Here is a 17,643-nt window from a genome sequence, read left to right on the forward strand (position 1 = left end):
CCATGAACCAGTCGCTGACCGCGTTCGAGCTGCTGTGGCAGATCGACCAGCGCTGCCGTCTGCTGGCGGCGGATCTGCCGTCGCAGCCCGGCCGTCAGGATCGCTGGAGCGGCATCGGCTTTCGCCTCGGCGAGCACTGGTACGTGACGCCGATGGGCGAAGTCAGCGAAGTTCTGCACGAACCGCGCTGCACTCAGTTGCCCGGGGTCAAGCCGTGGGTCAAAGGGGTGGCTAACCTGCGTGGGCGCTTGCTGCCGATCATGGACCTGTGCGGCTTCTTCGGTCACGAGCTGTCGCCGCTGCGCAAGCAGCGCAGGGTATTGGTGGTGGAGCACAACGATGTGTTCGCCGGGTTGCTGGTGGATGAGGTGTTCGGTCTGCAGCACTTCGAGCAGGACAGCTTCGAACCGATCTCGATCAGCAAACGCCAGGGTTCCAAGGCCGAGTTCGTCAAAGGCTATTTCCGGCGTGAGCAGAACTGGCGGGTGTTCAGCCTGTTTGCGCTGGCTAAATCGCCGGTGTTCATGAGCGTCGCGATATAACAGATTCAACACTGTCCCCTGTGGGAGCGAGCCTGCTCGCGAAGAGGGCGTGTCAGGCAAGATAAATATTGGCTGACCCGACGCTTTCGCGAGCAGGCTCGCTCCCACAGGGATTGCAGCAGGCCTCAAAGATGTGGGTTAAGGGCGAGGACCGATGACAAAAGCAAAAACAGGCAAGTCGGCAGAAGGATCGCGCAGTCGCTCGCAGATCATCGTGCTGTTCATCGCACTGATCGTGTTCATCATGCTGCTGTTCGCCAACTTCGCCTACCTCAACACCCAGGCCAACTACGACAAGCAGTACATCGGCCACGCCGGTGAGCTGCGCGTGCTGTCGCAACGCATCGCCAAGAACGCCACCGAAGCGGCTGCCGGGAAGTCGGCAGCGTTCAAGCTGCTGAGCGATGCGCGCAACGATTTTGCCCAGCGCTGGGGTTACCTGAAGAAGGGCGACCCGGCCACCGGCCTGCCACCCGCGCCGGCCACCGTGCGCCCGGAAATGCGCGCGGTGCAGCTGGATTGGGAACGCCTGCTGAAAAACACCGATGCGATTCTCTCCAGCGAACAGACCGTGCTCTCGCTGCATCAAGTCGCCGCGACCCTGGCCGAAACCGTGCCGCAGTTGCAGATCGAATACGAAAAAGTCGTCGAGATCCTTCTGCAACGCGGCGCGCCAGCCGCCCAAGTGGCGATGGCCCAGCGCCAATCGCTGCTCGCTGAACGCATTCTCGGCGCGGTCAACACCGTGCTCGCTGGCGACGAGAATTCGCAGCAGGCTGCCGATGCGTTTGGCCGCGATGCCACCCGTTTCGGCCAGGTGCTCAACGGCATGTTGCAGGGCAACCCGACCCTGAAAATCAGCCAAGTCGAAGACCGTGATGCCCGTGCGCGGCTGAGTGAAATTTCCGAGCTGTTCCAGTTCGTCTCCGGCTCGGTGGACGAAATCCTCGAAACCTCGCCGGAGCTGTTCAAGGTCCGGGAGTCGGCGAGCAATATCTTCAGCCTGTCGCAGACCCTGCTCGACGAAGCCTCGCACCTCGCCAGCGGTTTCGAAAACCTCGCTGGCGGGCGCAACACCGACACCATCGGCGGCTACGTCCTTGGTTTGCTGGCGCTGGCCTCGATCATCCTGATCGGCATGGTCATGGTTCGTGAAACCAATCGCCAGTTGCGCGAGACCGCCGAGAAGAACGAACGCAATCAGAACGCGATCATGCGCCTGCTCGACGAGATCGAAGACCTCGCCGACGGCGACCTGACCGTGACCGCCTCGGTGACCGAAGACTTCACCGGGACCATCGCCGATTCGATCAACTACTCGGTCGATCAACTGCGCGATCTGGTTGCGACCATCAACCTCACCGCCGGCCAGGTCGCCGCCGCCGTGCAGGAAACCCAGGCCACCGCCATGCACCTGGCCCAGGCCTCGGAGCATCAGGCGCAGCAGATTTCCGAAGCCTCGACCGCGATCAGCGACATGGCTCAGTCGATCGATCAGGTCTCGGCCAACGCCGCTGAATCCTCGGCGGTGGCCGAGCGTTCGGTGGAAATCGCCAACAAGGGCAACGAGGTGGTGCACAACACCATCCACGGCATGGACAACATCCGCGAACAGATTCAGGACACCGCCAAGCGCATCAAGCGTCTGGGTGAGTCGTCGCAGGAAATTGGCGACATCGTCAGCCTGATCGACGACATTGCCGACCAGACCAACATCCTCGCGCTCAACGCGGCGATTCAGGCCTCGATGGCCGGCGACGCCGGGCGCGGCTTTGCCGTGGTTGCCGACGAAGTGCAGCGACTGGCCGAACGTTCGTCCGCCGCCACCCGGCAAATCGAGACCCTGGTGCGGGCGATTCAGACCGACACCAACGAAGCGGTGATCTCCATGGAGCAGACCACCACCGAAGTGGTGCGCGGCGCCCGACTGGCGCAGGATGCCGGGGTGGCTCTGGAAGAAATCGAAGGCGTTTCGAAAACCCTCGCCGCGTTGATTCAAAGCATCTCCAACGCGGCGCAGCAGCAGACCTCGTCGGCCGGGCAGATCTCACTGACGATGAATGTGATCCAGCAGATCACCACGCAGACCTCGTCCGGATCCACCGCCACCGCCGAGAGCATCGGCAATCTGGCGAAAATGGCCAGTCAGCTGCGCCGTTCGGTATCCGGTTTCACCTTGCCGTCGGCGTCCGCGACGGACAAGGCGTGAGTGGAGTGGTTATGGGTGACCGGCACGACTACGTGGCCCTCGAATGGGTCAAGGGTGAAATTGCCGAAACGCTGAAACAGGCGCATCAGGCAATTGAAGCCGTGCTCGATGACCCGCAGGCCGCGCCGGGGCTGGATGAGTGTCTGGCCTATATCCATCAGGTGCACGGCAGTTTGCAGATGGTCGAGTTCTACGGCGCGGCGTTGCTCGCCGAAGAAATGGAGCATCTGGTCGAAGCCTTGCAGCAGGGGCGCGTCAGCCACCGCGACGAAGCCCTGCACCTGCTGCTGCAAGCCTTCGGGCAATTGCCGATTTACCTCGATCGGGTGCAGAGTGCCCGCCGCGATCTGCCGCTGGTGGTGCTGCCGCTGATCAACGATCTGCGCAGTGCGCGCGGCGACAGCCTGCTCTCGGAAACCAGCCTGTTCAGCCCGCCACTGCAGGACTTGCCGCCGTTGAGCGCAGAAGCGCTGGCCGCGCTGGAGCCGGCCGAGTGGCCCAACGTACTGCGCAAGTTGCGCCAGATGCTGCAAATGGCGCTGGTCGGGTTGCTGCGCGAGCAGGATGACCAGACCCACCTCGAATACCTGGCGAAAGTTTTCCAGCGCCTCGAAGCGCTCAGCGCCGATGCGCCGTTGAGTCCGCTGTGGCAGGTCGCTTCAGCGCTGGTCGAAGGCATGCGCGAAGGCACCATTGCCAACAGCCCGGCGCTGCGCAGCCTGTTCAAGGACGCCGACAAGGAGCTCAAGCGCCTGCTCGAACAAGGCCCGCGCGGCCTCAATCAGCCGCCCCCGCCGGAGCTGCTGAAAAGCCTGCTGTTCTATATTGCCAAAGCCGAACATCCCACCGGGCAGATGCTGACCATGAAAGATCGCTACTCCCTGGACGACGCGTTGCCCGACAGTGCGATGGTCGACGAAGAACGCGCGCGCCTGGCCGGCCCCGACCGCGATGCGATGCGTTCGGTGCTGGCGGCGCTGTGCGAAGAGCTGGTGCGGGTCAAGGAACGCCTCGACCTGTTCGTCCGTAGCGACCGTCAGCACACCTCCGACCTGGAGAGCCTGCTGGCGCCGCTGCGGCAGATCGCCGACACCCTCGCGGTGCTCGGTTTCGGCCAGCCGCGCAAAGTCATCATCGATCAACTGGCGGTGGTGCTCAGCCTCGCTCAGGGCCAGCGCGAACCGAATGACGCGACCCTGATGGACGTTGCCGGCGCGCTGCTTTACGTCGAAGCCAACCTCGCCGGCATGGTCGGCACCGTCGAGCCGGAAAGCCCCGAAGACGCGCGCCTGCCGACCACTGACCTGACACAGATCCATCAGATCGTGATCAAGGAAGCACGCATCTGCCTGCAACAGGCCAAGGACATGATCGTCGATTACATCGACGCCGACTGGGATCGCCAGCAACTGCAGCCGCTGCCGGAGTTGCTGACCCAGGTGCGCGGCGCGCTGGCGATGATTCCGCTGAGCCGGGCGGCGAGTCTGGTCGAGGCCTGTAACAGCTTCATTCGCGAACACTTGCTGCTCGATCCGCACCAGCCGGGCTGGCAGCAACTGGATAATCTGGCCGACGTCATCACCAGCCTCGAGTATTACCTCGAGCGCCTGAGCGACGACCCGCAAGCGCCGAATGAACAACTGCTGGATGTCGCACAAAAGAGCCTCGCCAGCCTCGGTTTCTTTCCACACGAACAGCACGTGCCGCTGCTCGACGATGTGCTCAGCCCCAGCGAAGCGCTGGTGATGCAGGACCTGCAAGCGCTGGATGACCCTGACACCGTGCAGTCGCTGGCCGACGTGCTGGCCAGCCCGGTGTCAGCAGTCAACCCGCCGGCCTTGATCACCCCCGGCAGCCTGATGCCGCCGCCGGTCGATGAAGAACCGGTGGACGATGAACTGCGCGAAGTGTTCCTCGAAGAGACCGACGAGGTGCTTGAGGTTCTGCACGAATACCTGCCGCGCTGGACGGCCGACACCCATGATCGCGCCGCACTGACCGAACTGCGCCGCGCCTTTCACACCTTGAAGGGCAGCGGGCGCATGGTTCGTGCGCTGATCCTTGGCGAGCTGGCCTGGGCCGTGGAGAACCTGCTCAACCGCGTGCTGGAACACAGCGTCGAACCTGGCGCGCAGGTGCAGCAGTTGCTCACGGACACGGTGTTGCTGCTGCCGGAACTGATCAGCGAATTTGCCACGCAGCGCCAGCGTCAGCGCAGCGATGTCGATCAACTGGCGGCCCGCGCGCATGCGCTGGCCAAAGGCGTCGAGCCGCTGGCAGCCGAAGACGTCGCCGACGTGGCGGCCCTCGATCCGCTGTTGCTGGAGATCTTCCGCAACGAGGCCGAAACCCACCTCGCCAGCCTCAACCGCTTCCTCGATCAGGCTGCCGAGCATGTGCCGCTGCCGGCCAGCGACGAATTGCAGCGCGCCTTGCACACGCTCAAGGGCAGTGCGTCGATGGCCGGCGTGTTGCCGATTGCCGAACTGGCGGCGCCGCTGGATAAACTGGCGCGCGAGTTCAAGGCACATCAGTTGCCGCTGGATCTCGATGAAGTGGAATTGCTCCTCGAAGCCGAAGGCTTGTTCCGCGTCGGCCTGCGCCAGCTCAAGCACGATCCGCTGGCACCGATTGTCGGCGCGCAGTCGCTGATCAAACGCACCGAAACGCTGCTGGCCGAACGCCTGGAAGCGATCCTCAACGCGCCGACCACCGGCCTGCGGATCAAACGCGATCCGCAACTGATCAACAACTTCCTCGCTCAAGGCATGGACATCCTGCTCGACGCCGAAAGCCTGTTGCAACGCTGGCAGCAACACCCCGGCGAGCGCCAGGAACTCAGCGCGCTGCTGGACGAACTCACTACTCTGGGCGAAGGCGCACACCTCGCCGATCTGCTGCCGGTGGACGTGCTCTGCGAAGCCTTGCTCGACCTGTATGGCGCCGTCGAAGAAAGCAGCCTGGCGGTCAGCGACAGGTTCTTCCACGAAGCGCAGAACGCTCACGAAGCGCTGATCAACATGCTCGACGAACTGGTCGCCGGTCAGGAAATCACCCCACAGCCGCAGCGCATTCGCGCCCTGCACGAACTGCTCGATGAAAGCCTCGATCCGACGGCGATGGGGCTGATTCGCAGCGACGGCAGCCGCACCTTGAGCATCCATGAGCTGGGCGCCGCCACCGCCGAACTCGCCCACGCCAATGCCGAGACCGCGCCGGATGACGAGATCGTCGAGATCTTTCTCGAAGAAGCGGTGGACATCCTCGACAGTGCCGGGCAAGCCTTGCAGCGCTGGTTGAGCGACCCGGACAACGCTGCGCCGCTGTCGTCGTTGCAGCGCGATCTGCACACCCTCAAGGGCGGCGCGCGGATGGCCGAGGTCGATGCCATCGGCGATCTGGCCCATGAGCTGGAAAGTCTCTACGAAGGTCTGGTAGATCGTCGCCACAGCTACAGTGAGCTGCTCGGACGCTTGCTGCACAAGAGCCACGACCGCTTGGCGCAGTTGCTTGAACAGTTGCACAACCATCAGCCACTGACCCCGGCGCAAGACCTGATCGAGTCGATCCGCCAGTTCCGTCAGGGCCAGTCCGGCAGTGCCGAAACGGCGCAGCCGACAGCTGAGCCCGACAGCGCCGCGCATGATCCGGAACTGCTGGAAATCTTCCTCGAAGAAGGTTTCGACATCATCGAAAGCTCCGGCGCGGCGTTGTTGCGCTGGCAGGCCGAGCCGGGCAATCGGCAGGAAGTGGAAACCCTGCTGCGCGATCTGCACACCCTCAAGGGCGGCGCGCGGATGGTCGAGATCGGCCCGATCGGCGACCTCGCCCATGAGCTCGAATACCTTTACGAAAGCCTCGCCACCGGCGTGCTGCAACCGTCCGCCGAACTGTTCGCGCTGGTGCAGCGCGGGCATGACCGCCTGGCGCAAATGCTCGATGGCGTGCGCGCCGGGCAGCCATGCCCGCCGGCGGATCGGCTGATCAACGCGATCCAGAATTTCAGCCACCCGGCGACTCCTGACACACCGTCGCCGTTGCCGATTCCGACCAAGACCGAGCCTGCAGCACCCGCCGCTGATGCCGGCGCGGACATGGTCAAGGTCTCCGCCGAACTGCTCGATGAGCTGGTCAATCTGGCCGGGGAAACCTCGATTTTCCGTGGACGTATCGAGCAGCAAGTCAGCGATGCGCAAACCGCGCTGAACGAGATGGAAACCACCATCGAACGCATGCGCGATCAGTTGCGCCGGCTCGACACCGAAACCCAGGGGCGGATCCTCAGCCGTCAGCAAGTCGATGCCGAACGCCTCGGTTACGAAGAGTTCGACCCGCTGGAAATGGACCGCCATTCGCAGTTGCAGCAACTGTCGCGGGCGCTGTTCGAATCCGCCTCCGACTTGCTCGATCTCAAGGAAACCCTCGAGCGCCGCAACCACGACGCCGAGAACCTGTTGCAGCAACAGGGGCGGATCAACACCGAGTTGCAGGAAGGCCTGATGCGTACGCGCATGGTGCCGTTCGAACGCATGCTACCGCGCCTGAAACGTATCGTGCGGCAGGTCGCCGAAGAGCTGAACAAAGACGTCGCGTTCATCATCGGCAACGCCGAAGGCGAGATGGATCGCAACGTGCTGGAGCGCATGGCCGCGCCGCTGGAGCACATGCTGCGCAACGCCGTCGACCATGGTCTGGAGTCGGCCGAAGTGCGGCTGGCGGCGGGCAAACCGGCGCAGGGCACGATCACCCTGGACCTGACCCGCGAGGGTGGCGACATCGTTTTCGATATTCGCGACGACGGCGCCGGGGTGCCGCTGGAAGCGGTGCGGCGCAAGGCGATCAAGCGCGGCCTGCTGGCACCGGACGCCGAACTCAGCGACCGCGACGTGCTGCAATTCATCCTGCAGCCGGGGTTCTCCACGGCGGAAAAGATCACCCAGATTTCCGGGCGCGGCGTCGGCATGGACGTGGTTCATGAGGAAGTCCGGCAGCTCGGCGGCACCATGAGCATCGACTCGGTGCCGGGGCAGGGCGTGCACTTCCGCATTCGTCTGCCGTTCACCGTGTCGGTCAACCGCGCGCTGATGGTGCAATGCGGCGAGGATCAATACGCGATTCCGCTGAACACCATCGAAGGCATCGTCCGCGTGTTGCCGAATGATCTGGAAGCGCACTACCGCAACGATCCGCCGAGCTACCACTACGCCGGTCAGCGCTACGAACTGTGCTATCTGGGCGAGCTGCTGAAAACCGCGCCGCGCCCGAAACTGCTCGGCCAGAGCCTGCCGTTGCCGGTGCTTCTGGTGCAGTGCAATGACCGGCACATCGCGGTGCAGGTCGATGCGATGGCCGGCACTCGCGAGATCGTGGTCAAGAGCCTCGGCCCGCAGTTCGCGGCGGTGCAGGGCGTGTCCGGGGCGACGATTCTTGGCGATGGCCGGGTGGTGCTGATTCTTGATTTGCTCGCACCGATCCGCGCGATGCAGGCGCGGGTTGCGCAGCGTCCGGCGCAGGCGGAAATCGACAGCGAACCGCAGAAGCCACTGCTGGTGCTGGTGGTCGATGACTCGGTGACCGTGCGCAAGGTCACCAGCCGTTTGCTCGAACGCCACGGCATGAACGTGCTGACCGCCAAGGACGGTGTCGACGCCATGTTGCTGCTCGAAGAACACATGCCCGACCTGATGCTGCTCGACATCGAAATGCCGCGCATGGACGGTTTCGAAGTCGCCACCCAAGTGCGCAACGATGAGCGCCTGCAACACCTGCCGATCATCATGATCACCTCGCGCACCGGGCAGAAACACCGCGACCGCGCGATGGCCATCGGCGTCAACGACTACCTCGGCAAGCCGTATCAGGAATCGGTGCTGCTCGAAAGCATTGCCCACTGGAGCAAGAAACATGCATGAGCGCCGCCACAACGCGCGCACCAGCCAACTCACCGGCCTGCTGCTGCCGCTGGCCGACCGCAACCTGATCCTGCCCAACGTCGCCGTGGCCGAGCTGATCGACTACCAGGCCAGCGCCTTCGACCTCGACACACCGCCGTGGTACCTGGGGCGGGTGAGCTGGCGCGAACGGCAGATTCCGCTGCTGAGTTTCGAGTCGGCCTGCGGGCAGAAAGTCGTCATCGGCGAACGCGCGCGGATCGTCATCCTCAATGCCCTTGGTGGGCTGCCGCAGCTGAAATTCATTGCGCTGCTGGTGCAGGGGATCCCGCGTTCGTACAAGCTCGACAGCCAGTTGAGTTATGTCGATGTGCCGTTGTGTGCGCTGGAGCAGGCGGCGGTGCAGGTCGGGGAACAGGTGGCCAAGGTGCCGGATTTGTTGGGGTTGGAGCAGTTGTTGGTGGAGGCTGGGTTGGCTCACTGATCCGGAATCTTCAGGGGCCTGACTGGCCTCATCGCGAGCAGGCTCACTCCTACAATTGGAATGCGTTCCCCCTGTAGGAGTGAGCCTGCTCGCGATAGCGCCTGCGGAATCCCCCAAAATCCGACAGACAAATCTCAATCCCTTCAGTGCAATAAACACTTTCCAGCACAGCTGTTTAAAGACACTCAGTGTTACGCCTCACCGGCCTACAAATCCTTGCGCCGCTGCCTACGCATGCACCAGAATCCGCCGGCTTGTGCGCCCTCGGCAGGCTGCGTAACTTGATTGCGTCACTGATTCCCAGTGATCGGGTTTAGCAGCCCGGCTTCGTTTTATTCCGGTCGTACAAGTCTCATCCGGTCAGGCATTCGCCTGCGCTTGATGGTGGCTGTGTGCATGGCACCTTCGGGTGCGCCGGGTTCCGGAATGACCGGTCTGCTAACTTGCGCACAGCCGCCACCCTACCGTTTAGCAGCGAGATGGTGCGGCCTCACAGAGGTACATTCCGATGTTCAAAGTAACACCTAACCCGCCGGTCACCGACATGGCATCCCCCTACGAAGCCACCGAATCAAAGAAATTCCACGAAGCCGCCGAACGCGCCCTCGACCATTACCTCGGCCCGCCAAAACCCGACCTCATGGCCACGCCCTACACCCCCAACACGCTGTACATGGCCAACCCCGACGCCGACAGCGAATCCCTGCTGGCCGACGCCAGCGAATCCCTCGGCTCCGCTACGGTCATGCTCAACAACCATGCGGCGTTGGTGCAAGGCACGCACCGCAAGACCCTGCAGGGCATTGCTCAGGTGGTGATGGTGGCGGAGATGGCGGTGAATCGGGTGTTGGATAGGTTGGTGCCGACGGAGTGATTAAAAGCCGACCCTCACCCCAGCCCTCTCCCGGAGGGAGAGGGGGCCGACCGAGGTGTCTGGCGTTGTACATCGACCTGAAAAACCGAGTCGATTATGGATTTGGTAAACCTGGTGAATTCCGGATTCAGTACAACACTCCCAGGTCGGCGTATCCCTTGAGCAACCCCCAATCAGTCCCCTCTCCCTCCGGGAGAGGGCTAGGGTGAGGGCAGCCTTCGATCGTTACCCTGAGCGTAACGATTCACCACCGCGCTTGATTGATGCCCCCACCCCACACGCCTAACGTAGCTCCACGACAGCGAACCCGTGGAGTGAGCATGACAACAACAATTTCCCCCGACTCGCGCTGGACGCGGCGGCGTGACGAGAAGCAGCGGCGTCTCGACAAGGTGCGCGGGCTGGCCGACGGTGTGGTGTTGCCCAGCGACAAGATCGTCGCCGCGCTCGAGGCGCTAATCCATCCCGGCGACCGGGTGGTGCTGGAGGGCAACAACCAGAAGCAGGCGGATTTCCTTTCCCGTTCGCTGGCCAAAGCCGATCCGGAAAAGCTGCATGATCTGCACATGATCATGCCCAGCGTCGGTCGCTCCGAGCATCTGGATCTGTTCGAACGCGGCATCGCCCGCAAGCTCGATTTCTCCTTCGCCGGCACCCAGAGCCTGCGCATCAGCCAGTTGCTCGAAGACGGTCTGCTGGAAATCGGCGCGATTCACACCTACATCGAACTCTATGCGCGGCTGGTGGTGGACTTGATCCCCAACGTCGTGCTCTCGGCCGGGTTCATGGCCGACCGCGCCGGCAACATCTACACCGGCCCCAGCACCGAAGACACCCCGGCACTGATCGAACCGGCGGCATTCAGCGACGGCATTGTCATCGTCCAGGTCAATCAGTTGGTGGATGACGTCAGCGAACTGCCTCGCGTGGATATTCCGGCGTCATGGGTGGATTTCGTGGTGGTGGCCGACAAGCCGTTCTACATCGAACCGCTGTTCACCCGCGACCCACGGCACATCAAACCGGTGCACGTGTTGATGGCGATGATGGCGATTCGCGGGATCTACGAAAAACACAACGTGCAGTCGCTGAACCACGGCATCGGTTTCAACACCGCCGCGATCGAATTGATCCTGCCGACCTACGGCGAATCCCTCGGCCTCAAAGGCAAGATCTGCCGCAACTGGACGCTCAACCCGCACCCGACGCTGATCCCGGCGATCGAGAGCGGCTGGGTCGAAAGCGTGCATTGCTTCGGCACTGAACTGGGCATGGAAAACTACATCGCCGCGCGCCCGGACGTGTTCTTCACTGGGCGCGATGGCTCGCTGCGTTCCAACCGGATGTTCTGCCAACTCGCCGGGCAGTACGCGGTGGATCTGTTTATCGGCGCGACGTTGCAGGTCGATGGCGACGGGCATTCCTCGACCGTGACCCGTGGTCGCCTCGCCGGTTTCGGCGGTGCACCGAACATGGGCCACGACCCGCGCGGTCGGCGTCACGGCACCCCGGCGTGGCTCGACATGCGCCACGACGATTCACAGCAACCGATGCTCGAACGCGGTAAGAAACTCGTGGTGCAAATGGTCGAGACCTTCCAGGAGGGCGGCAAACCGACCTTCGTCGAAACCCTCGACGCGGTGGAAGTGGCGAAGAAAAGCGGCATGCCGCTGGCGCCCATCATGATCTACGGCGACGACGTCACCCATCTGCTCACCGAAGAGGGCATCGCCTACCTGTACAAGGCCCGTTCGCTGGAAGAACGCCAGGCGATGATCGCTGCGGTTGCGGGCGTGACTGTCATCGGCCTGCGCCACAACCCGAAAGACACCGAACGCATGCGCCGCGAAGGCCTGATCGCCTTGCCCGAAGACCTCGGCATCCGCCGCACCGACGCCAGCCGCGAACTGCTGGCGGCGAAAAGCGTGGCCGATCTGGTCGAGTGGTCCGGCGGCCTGTACAACCCGCCCGCCAAGTTCAGGAGCTGGTAATGCACGCACTCAATTTGCAAGCGAAACCCCTGAGCCTGAGCGAACGCCTGGCCGATCTGGCGGTGGATGCGCTGATCGACGAAGCCGATCTGTCGCCAAAACCGGCGCTGGTCGACCGACGTGGCAATGGCGCGCACACCGATCTGCACCTGGGCCTGATGCACGCTTCGGCATTGTCGTTGTGGCCGGCGTTCAAGGAAATGGCCGAAGCGGCGGTTGCAGTCGGCGTAGTCGATTCAACGTTGCGCGAAGCCATTGGCCGCATCGGTCGCGAAGGCGAGCAAGCGATGCTCGCGACCACCAACGGTGTGAACACTCATCGCGGTGCAATTTGGGCCTTAGGATTATTGGTGACCGCCGCTGCACTGGAACCGCAATCCTCCAGCGCCAATGCCGTTACCCTGCGCGCCGCACGTCTGGCCTTGCTGGATGACCGCTACGCACCAAAACCGCTGAGCCACGGCGCACAAGTCGCCCTGCGTTACGGCGCACGCGGTGCCCGCGAAGAAGCGCAACTCGGCTTTCCGTCTGTGCTGCAACGCGGCCTGCCGCAACTCAAACGCAGCCGCGCCAACGGTCACGGCGAACAGAACGCCCGGCTCGATGCGCTGCTGGCGATCATGACCGATCTGGCCGACACCTGCGTGCTCTACCGCGCCGGTGAACAGGGCCTGCACGCCATGCAACACGGCGCGCAAGCGGTGCTCGACGCCGGCGGTAGCGCCAGCCTCACCGGGCGTCGTCGCCTGCACGAACTGGATCAACAACTCATCGCATTGAATGCCTCGCCCGGTGGCGCCGCCGACTTGCTCGCCGCCACGCTGTTGCTCGATCGTATCGAGCGCGACGGCATCCTTCAGGGAGCGTTTTGATGGAAACCTTATCCTTTGAATTCCCCGCCGGGCAGCCGCCGCGCGGGCGCGCGCTGGTCGGTTGTGTTGGCTCGGGCGATCTGGAAGTGCTGATCGAACCGGGGCTGGCCGGCAAGCTGACGATCAATGTGCAGACCTCGGTCAACGGTGCGCAGCAGCGCTGGCAGCATCTGTTTGCGCGGATGTTCGACGGCACCACGCCGCCGGCGCTGGCCATCGATATTCATGATTTCGGCGCCACGCCGGGTGTGGTGCGTCTGCGTCTGGAACAAGGTTTCGAGGAGATCGGCCATGACTGACAGCGCAGCGTTGCTCAACAAACACAGCTTCGTCGAACTCGGCGCACGGCAACGAGCGAAAGCCTTGCTCGATGCCGGGACCTTCCGCGAATTGCTCGACCCGTTTCAACGGGTCATGTCGCCGTGGCTCGAACGCCAGGGCGTGGTGCCGCAAGCCGATGACGGCGTGGTGATTGCCAAGGGCAGCCTCGACGGCCTGCCGGTGGTGATCGCCGCCATCGAAGGCGCGTTTCAGGGCGGCAGCCTCGGCGAAGTCGGCGGGGCGAAGATTGCCGGCGCGCTGGAACTGGCCGCCGAAGACAACCGCAAGGGCATCGCGACTCGCGCCATTCTGCTGCTGGAAACCGGTGGCGTGCGTTTGCAGGAAGCCAACCTCGGGCTGGCGGCGATTGCCGATATTCATGCGGCGATTGTCGATTTGCAGCAGTACCAACCGGTGGTCGGTGTGGTCGCGGGCAGCGTCGGTTGTTTCGGCGGCATGTCGATTGCCGCTGCGCTGTGCAGTTATTTGCTGGTGACCCAGGAAGCGCGTCTCGGTTTGAACGGGCCGCAGGTGATCGAGCAGGAAGCCGGGATCGAGGAATACGACTCCCGCGACCGGCCCTTCATCTGGAGCCTGACCGGTGGCGAGCAGCGTTTCGCCAGTGGTCTGGTGGATCGTTATGTCGCCGATGATGTGGCGAAGATTCGTCAGCAGGTTGGTGTATTGCTGCAGCAGGGTTTGCCCGCTAAGCCGCGCAGTCAGCGCGCCGATTGGTTTCTGCAACGCCTGAACCGTTTGGACACCGCCAAGCAAATCGAGCCTTCGGTGGTTCGCGATCTGTATCAAGGAGAGCGCTCATGAGTGGTTATTCCGTGCGCGGTTTGAACTGGTTCAACGCCCTGAGCGCTGGTGCGAAAGCCGTAGAAGGTTTGCCGCCATCGTTGCAAGTGGCCGATGGCGAACTTGGGCGCTTTATCGCGGTGGTCGCTGACCCGGACAACCGTTTCCCACGGGCTCGCAACGGCGAAGTCGGATTGCTCGAAGGCTGGGGCCTGGCCAAGGCAGTGGATGACGCGATCACGGCAGATCGCGACAAAGCGCAGAAGCGCCCGATCATCGCCATCGTCGACGTCCCGAGCCAGGCTTACGGTCGTCGCGAAGAAGCCCTCGGCATTCATCAGGCCCTGGCCGGTGCGGCGGACAGTTATGCCCGCGCCCGTCTGGCCGGGCATCCGGTGATTGCGCTGCTGGTGGGCAAGGCCATGTCCGGGGCGTTTCTTGCTCATGGTTATCAGGCCAATCGTTTGATTGCCCTGCGCGATCCCGGTGTGATGGTGCATGCGATGGGCAAAGCCTCGGCGGCGCGGGTGACCTTGCGCAGTGTCGAGGAACTGGAAGCACTGGCCGCCAGCGTGCCGCCGATGGCCTATGACATCGACAGCTACGCCAGCCTCGGATTGCTCTGGGAAACCCTCTCGGTGCAGCAGATCGAGCAGCCGACGGCGGAGGATCTGGCGCGGGTGACCGAGTGCCTGAAGCAGGCCATCGACGATATCTCCAGCACTGACTTGCGCAAGCGTCTCGGCGCGAAAAATCGTGAGGCCTCCAGCCGCGTGCGTGAACTGTTGAGGGCGCAGTGGTGAACATGCCACTGGCCCACGACCTGCTGTGGGGCATGACCCCGGCGCAGTTGCCGGCGGATGCGCCGCAGTGGGCGATCGAGTCGCTGGCTGCCGGGCAACCGGTGGTGGTGCGGCGCGCGGTGGGTGCCGAAGGTCTGGTCGCGGTGGGCATTCGCGGTATGTTGCGTGAGCAGCGGCTGGCGGCGTTTATGGCGCTCGATTCGATTGCCTGTCGGGTCAGCCCCGAAGCGCTTTGTCATGTCGATTGCGCGCGCGATCTGCCAGTGATGCAGGCACTCAAACAACTGCGGCCAATGCTTGATGACTGCGGTTGGGTCTGGGGTATCAGCGGTAGTGTCGGGTTTGAATTGGCCAGTGGTTTTAGGGCGATGCACGCGGCCAGCGATCTCGATCTGATTCTGCGTACCCCGCAACTGATCACGCGTAATCAGGCACGCAAACTGGTCGCGGTTTTTGATCACGCCGTGTGCCGGGTCGACGTGCAGTTGCAGACGCCGTTCGGTGCAGTCGCGTTGCGCGAATGGGCCGGCGGGGCTGCACGGGTGCTGCTGAAAAACGCCCATCAAGCGTGTCTGGTGGCTGACCCGTGGAACCCGCAGGAGCAGGCAGCGTGAGCAGCCTGTTGGTGTTCCCCGGCCAGGGCGCGCAGCAACCGGGCATGCTCCAGCGTTTGCCTCGGGCAACCTTGACCGAGGCCAGCGAGGTGCTCGGTGAAGATGTCGCATTGCTCGATTCTGCCGATGCGTTGCGCACGACAAGGGCGGTTCAGCTGTGCCTGCTGATCGCTGGCGTCGCTGCTTCCCGGCAATTATTGCAGGACGGACTCACGGCGGATTACGTCGCCGGTCTGTCCATCGGTGCGTACCCGGCAGCGGTGGTCGCCGGGGCGCTGAGCTTCAGCGATGCGCTGCATCTGGTCAGCCTGCGTGGCGAGTTGATGCAGCGCGCTTATCCACAGGGCTTTGGCATGACCGCCATCATCGGTCTGCAATTATCCACCGTCGAAACGCTGCTGGCGCAGGTGCACAGCATGGAGTCGCCGGTGTACCTGGCCAATATCAATGCCGATAACCAGGTGGTGATTGCCGGCAGCGACAAGGCGATGCAAGCGGTGGCCGAACTGGCGCGCAGTCGTGGCGCCGGTCTGGCGAAACGCCTGGCGGTGAGTGTGCCGTCGCACTGCCCGCTGCTGGAGGCACCGGCGCAAACCCTCGCCGAGGCCTTCGCCAAGGTTGAACTGAAAACCCCGAAAATCGCTTATCTGAGTGGCAGCCGCGCGCGTCCGCTGATCAAGCCTGATGCCTTGCGCGACGACCTCGCCTTCAACATGTGCCGCGTGGTGGACTGGCGCGGCACCGTGCAAAGCGCTTACGAGCGCGGCGTACGTTTACAAATCGAACTGCCGCCCGGTGCGGTGCTGACCGGGCTGGCGCGCCGGGTGTTTGAATCGGGCACGGTCACTGCCTTCGACAGTGCGCGTCTGGACACCTTGCAGGCGCTGTTGCGAGAGGAGGGAGACCGCCGACCCTAAACCGCCGCGACTCAGGCTTCGAACAACAAAAACAACATTCGACGATGCACTTTGAGGACTACAACAATGATTATTTACGGTGTGGCGCTGTTGGCGATCTGTACGCTAGCAGGGGTGATCATGGGCGACATGCTCGGCGTGTTGCTGGGCGTCAAATCCAACGTCGGCGGGGTCGGCATCGCCATGATCCTGTTGATCTGCGCGCGGTTGTGGATGCAGAAACGCGGCGGCATGACCAAGGATTGCGAGATGGGCGTCGGCTTCTGGGGCGCAATGTACATTCCGGTGGTGGTGGCGATGGCCGCGCAACAGAACGTCGTCACCGCCCTGCACGGCGGCCCGGTGGCGGTGCTGGCGGCAATCGGTTCGGTGGTGGTGTGTGGTTGCACCATTGCTCTGATCAGCCGCACTCATAAGGGTGAACCATTGCCTGACGAACCGGTGGAAGTCACCCCGGTCGGCACCCCGGTAGGAGGTAGCTGACATGTGGGCACTCATTGAAAACGGTCTGGAACACAACGGTCTGGTCACTGCCTTCGCCTTCGTCGGCGTGATCATGTGGGTCTCGGTGATTCTCTCGAAACGCCTGACCTTCGGACGCATTCACGGCTCGGCGATTGCCATCGTCATCGGTCTGGTGCTGGCCTGGGTCGGCGGCACCCTGACCGGTGGCCAGAAAGGCCTGGCGGATCTGACGCTGTTCTCCGGCATCGGCCTGATGGGCGGTGCGATGCTGCGGGATTTCGCGATCGTCGCCACGGCGTTCGAAGTGCAGGCGACCGAGGCGAAGAAGGCCGGGTTGATTGGCGTGATCGCGCTGTTGCTCGGTACGATCCTGCCGTTCATTGTCGGCGCGTGTATGGCTTGGGCCTTCGGCTATCGCGATGCGGTAAGCATGACCACCATCGGCGCGGGCGCGGTGACCTACATCGTCGGCCCAGTGACTGGCGCAGCGATTGGCGCGACTTCGGATGTGATGGCGCTGTCGATTGCTACCGGGTTGATCAAGGCGATTCTGGTGATGGTCGGCACGCCGGTCGCGGCGCGCTGGATGGGCCTGGATAACCCGCGCTCGGCGATGGTGTTTGGTGGTCTGGCCGGGACGGTGAGCGGGGTGACGGCGGGGCTGGCGGCGACGGATCGGCGGTTGGTGCCTTATGGGGCGTTGACGGCGACGTTTCACACCGGGCTTGGGTGCTTGCTGGGGCCTTCGCTGTTGTTCTTCATTGTTCGCGGGATTGTTGGCTAGATACGGAATTTCAGTTGCCTGGGCTGACGCTTTCGCGAGCAGGCTCGCTCCCACAGGGAAATGCATTCCAATGTG

General features: G+C 63.3%; 14 protein-coding genes. All 14 read left to right on the top strand.

The features are described 5' to 3' along the window. Window positions 1-2: 2 nt before the first annotated feature. A complete protein-coding gene (locus HDC30_RS21660; RefSeq protein WP_007964098.1) occupies window positions 3-542 on the top strand; it encodes a chemotaxis protein CheW in 540 nt (179 codons plus the stop codon). Between the two features lie 154 nt (window positions 543-696). After that, window positions 697-2,751 (top strand): methyl-accepting chemotaxis protein, encoded by a 2,055-nt coding sequence (locus tag HDC30_RS21665; protein ID WP_027610585.1) that lies wholly within the window; start codon window positions 697-699, stop codon window positions 2,749-2,751. Window positions 2,752-2,762: 11 nt separating this feature from the next. After that, window positions 2,763-8,663 carry an Hpt domain-containing protein gene (locus HDC30_RS21670; RefSeq protein WP_183784827.1) on the top strand — a complete coding sequence of 1,967 codons (5,901 nt, stop codon included), beginning with the start codon at window positions 2,763-2,765 and terminating at the stop codon, window positions 8,661-8,663. Continuing rightward, on the top strand, window positions 8,656-9,126 hold the full coding sequence (locus HDC30_RS21675; protein ID WP_183784829.1) for a chemotaxis protein CheW: 471 nt from the start codon (window positions 8,656-8,658) through the stop codon (window positions 9,124-9,126). Before HDC30_RS21670 ends, HDC30_RS21675 begins: the two co-directional genes overlap by 8 nt. Before the next feature lie 508 nt (window positions 9,127-9,634). After that, a complete protein-coding gene (locus tag HDC30_RS21680) occupies window positions 9,635-10,000 on the top strand; it encodes a DUF6124 family protein (protein ID WP_183784831.1) in 366 nt (121 codons plus the stop codon). Window positions 10,001-10,320: 320 nt separating this feature from the next. Beyond that, window positions 10,321-11,991, top strand: a complete 1,671-nt coding sequence (mdcA, locus tag HDC30_RS21685; protein WP_183784833.1) for a malonate decarboxylase subunit alpha — start codon at window positions 10,321-10,323, stop codon at window positions 11,989-11,991. Further along, window positions 11,991-12,863, top strand: coding sequence for a triphosphoribosyl-dephospho-CoA synthase (locus HDC30_RS21690; RefSeq protein ID WP_183784835.1), 873 nt, complete (start codon window positions 11,991-11,993; stop codon window positions 12,861-12,863). Before mdcA ends, HDC30_RS21690 begins: the two co-directional genes overlap by 1 nt. After that, window positions 12,863-13,162: a malonate decarboxylase subunit delta gene (locus HDC30_RS21695; RefSeq protein WP_183784837.1), complete on the top strand. Its 300-nt coding sequence runs from the start codon at window positions 12,863-12,865 to the stop codon at window positions 13,160-13,162. The genes HDC30_RS21690 and HDC30_RS21695 overlap by 1 nt, the downstream gene beginning before the upstream one ends. Further along, window positions 13,155-14,006 (top strand): biotin-independent malonate decarboxylase subunit beta, encoded by an 852-nt coding sequence (locus HDC30_RS21700; protein WP_183784839.1) that lies wholly within the window; start codon window positions 13,155-13,157, stop codon window positions 14,004-14,006. The genes HDC30_RS21695 and HDC30_RS21700 overlap by 8 nt, the downstream gene beginning before the upstream one ends. After that, complete coding sequence (mdcE, locus tag HDC30_RS21705; protein WP_183784841.1) at window positions 14,003-14,788, top strand: biotin-independent malonate decarboxylase subunit gamma; 786 nt, start codon at window positions 14,003-14,005, stop codon at window positions 14,786-14,788. Before HDC30_RS21700 ends, mdcE begins: the two co-directional genes overlap by 4 nt. Then, the gene (locus tag HDC30_RS21710; RefSeq protein WP_183784843.1) at window positions 14,782-15,402 is read left to right on the top strand and encodes a malonate decarboxylase holo-ACP synthase; all 621 of its coding nucleotides are present in this window, start codon (window positions 14,782-14,784) and stop codon (window positions 15,400-15,402) included. The genes mdcE and HDC30_RS21710 overlap by 7 nt, the downstream gene beginning before the upstream one ends. Continuing rightward, window positions 15,399-16,319, top strand: a complete 921-nt coding sequence (mdcH, locus tag HDC30_RS21715) for a malonate decarboxylase subunit epsilon (RefSeq protein WP_183784845.1) — start codon at window positions 15,399-15,401, stop codon at window positions 16,317-16,319. The genes HDC30_RS21710 and mdcH overlap by 4 nt, the downstream gene beginning before the upstream one ends. Before the next feature lie 66 nt (window positions 16,320-16,385). Next, window positions 16,386-16,802 (top strand): malonate transporter subunit MadL, encoded by a 417-nt coding sequence (gene madL / locus HDC30_RS21720; protein WP_183784847.1) that lies wholly within the window; start codon window positions 16,386-16,388, stop codon window positions 16,800-16,802. 1 nt (window position 16,803) lies between these two features. Further along, complete coding sequence (gene madM, locus HDC30_RS21725) at window positions 16,804-17,568, top strand: malonate transporter subunit MadM (protein WP_135296751.1); 765 nt, start codon at window positions 16,804-16,806, stop codon at window positions 17,566-17,568. Window positions 17,569-17,643 lie beyond the last annotated feature (75 nt).

This window comes from Pseudomonas sp. JAI115 (assembly GCF_014200835.1).
Taxonomy (GTDB): Bacteria; Pseudomonadota; Gammaproteobacteria; order Pseudomonadales; family Pseudomonadaceae; genus Aquipseudomonas; species Aquipseudomonas putida_A.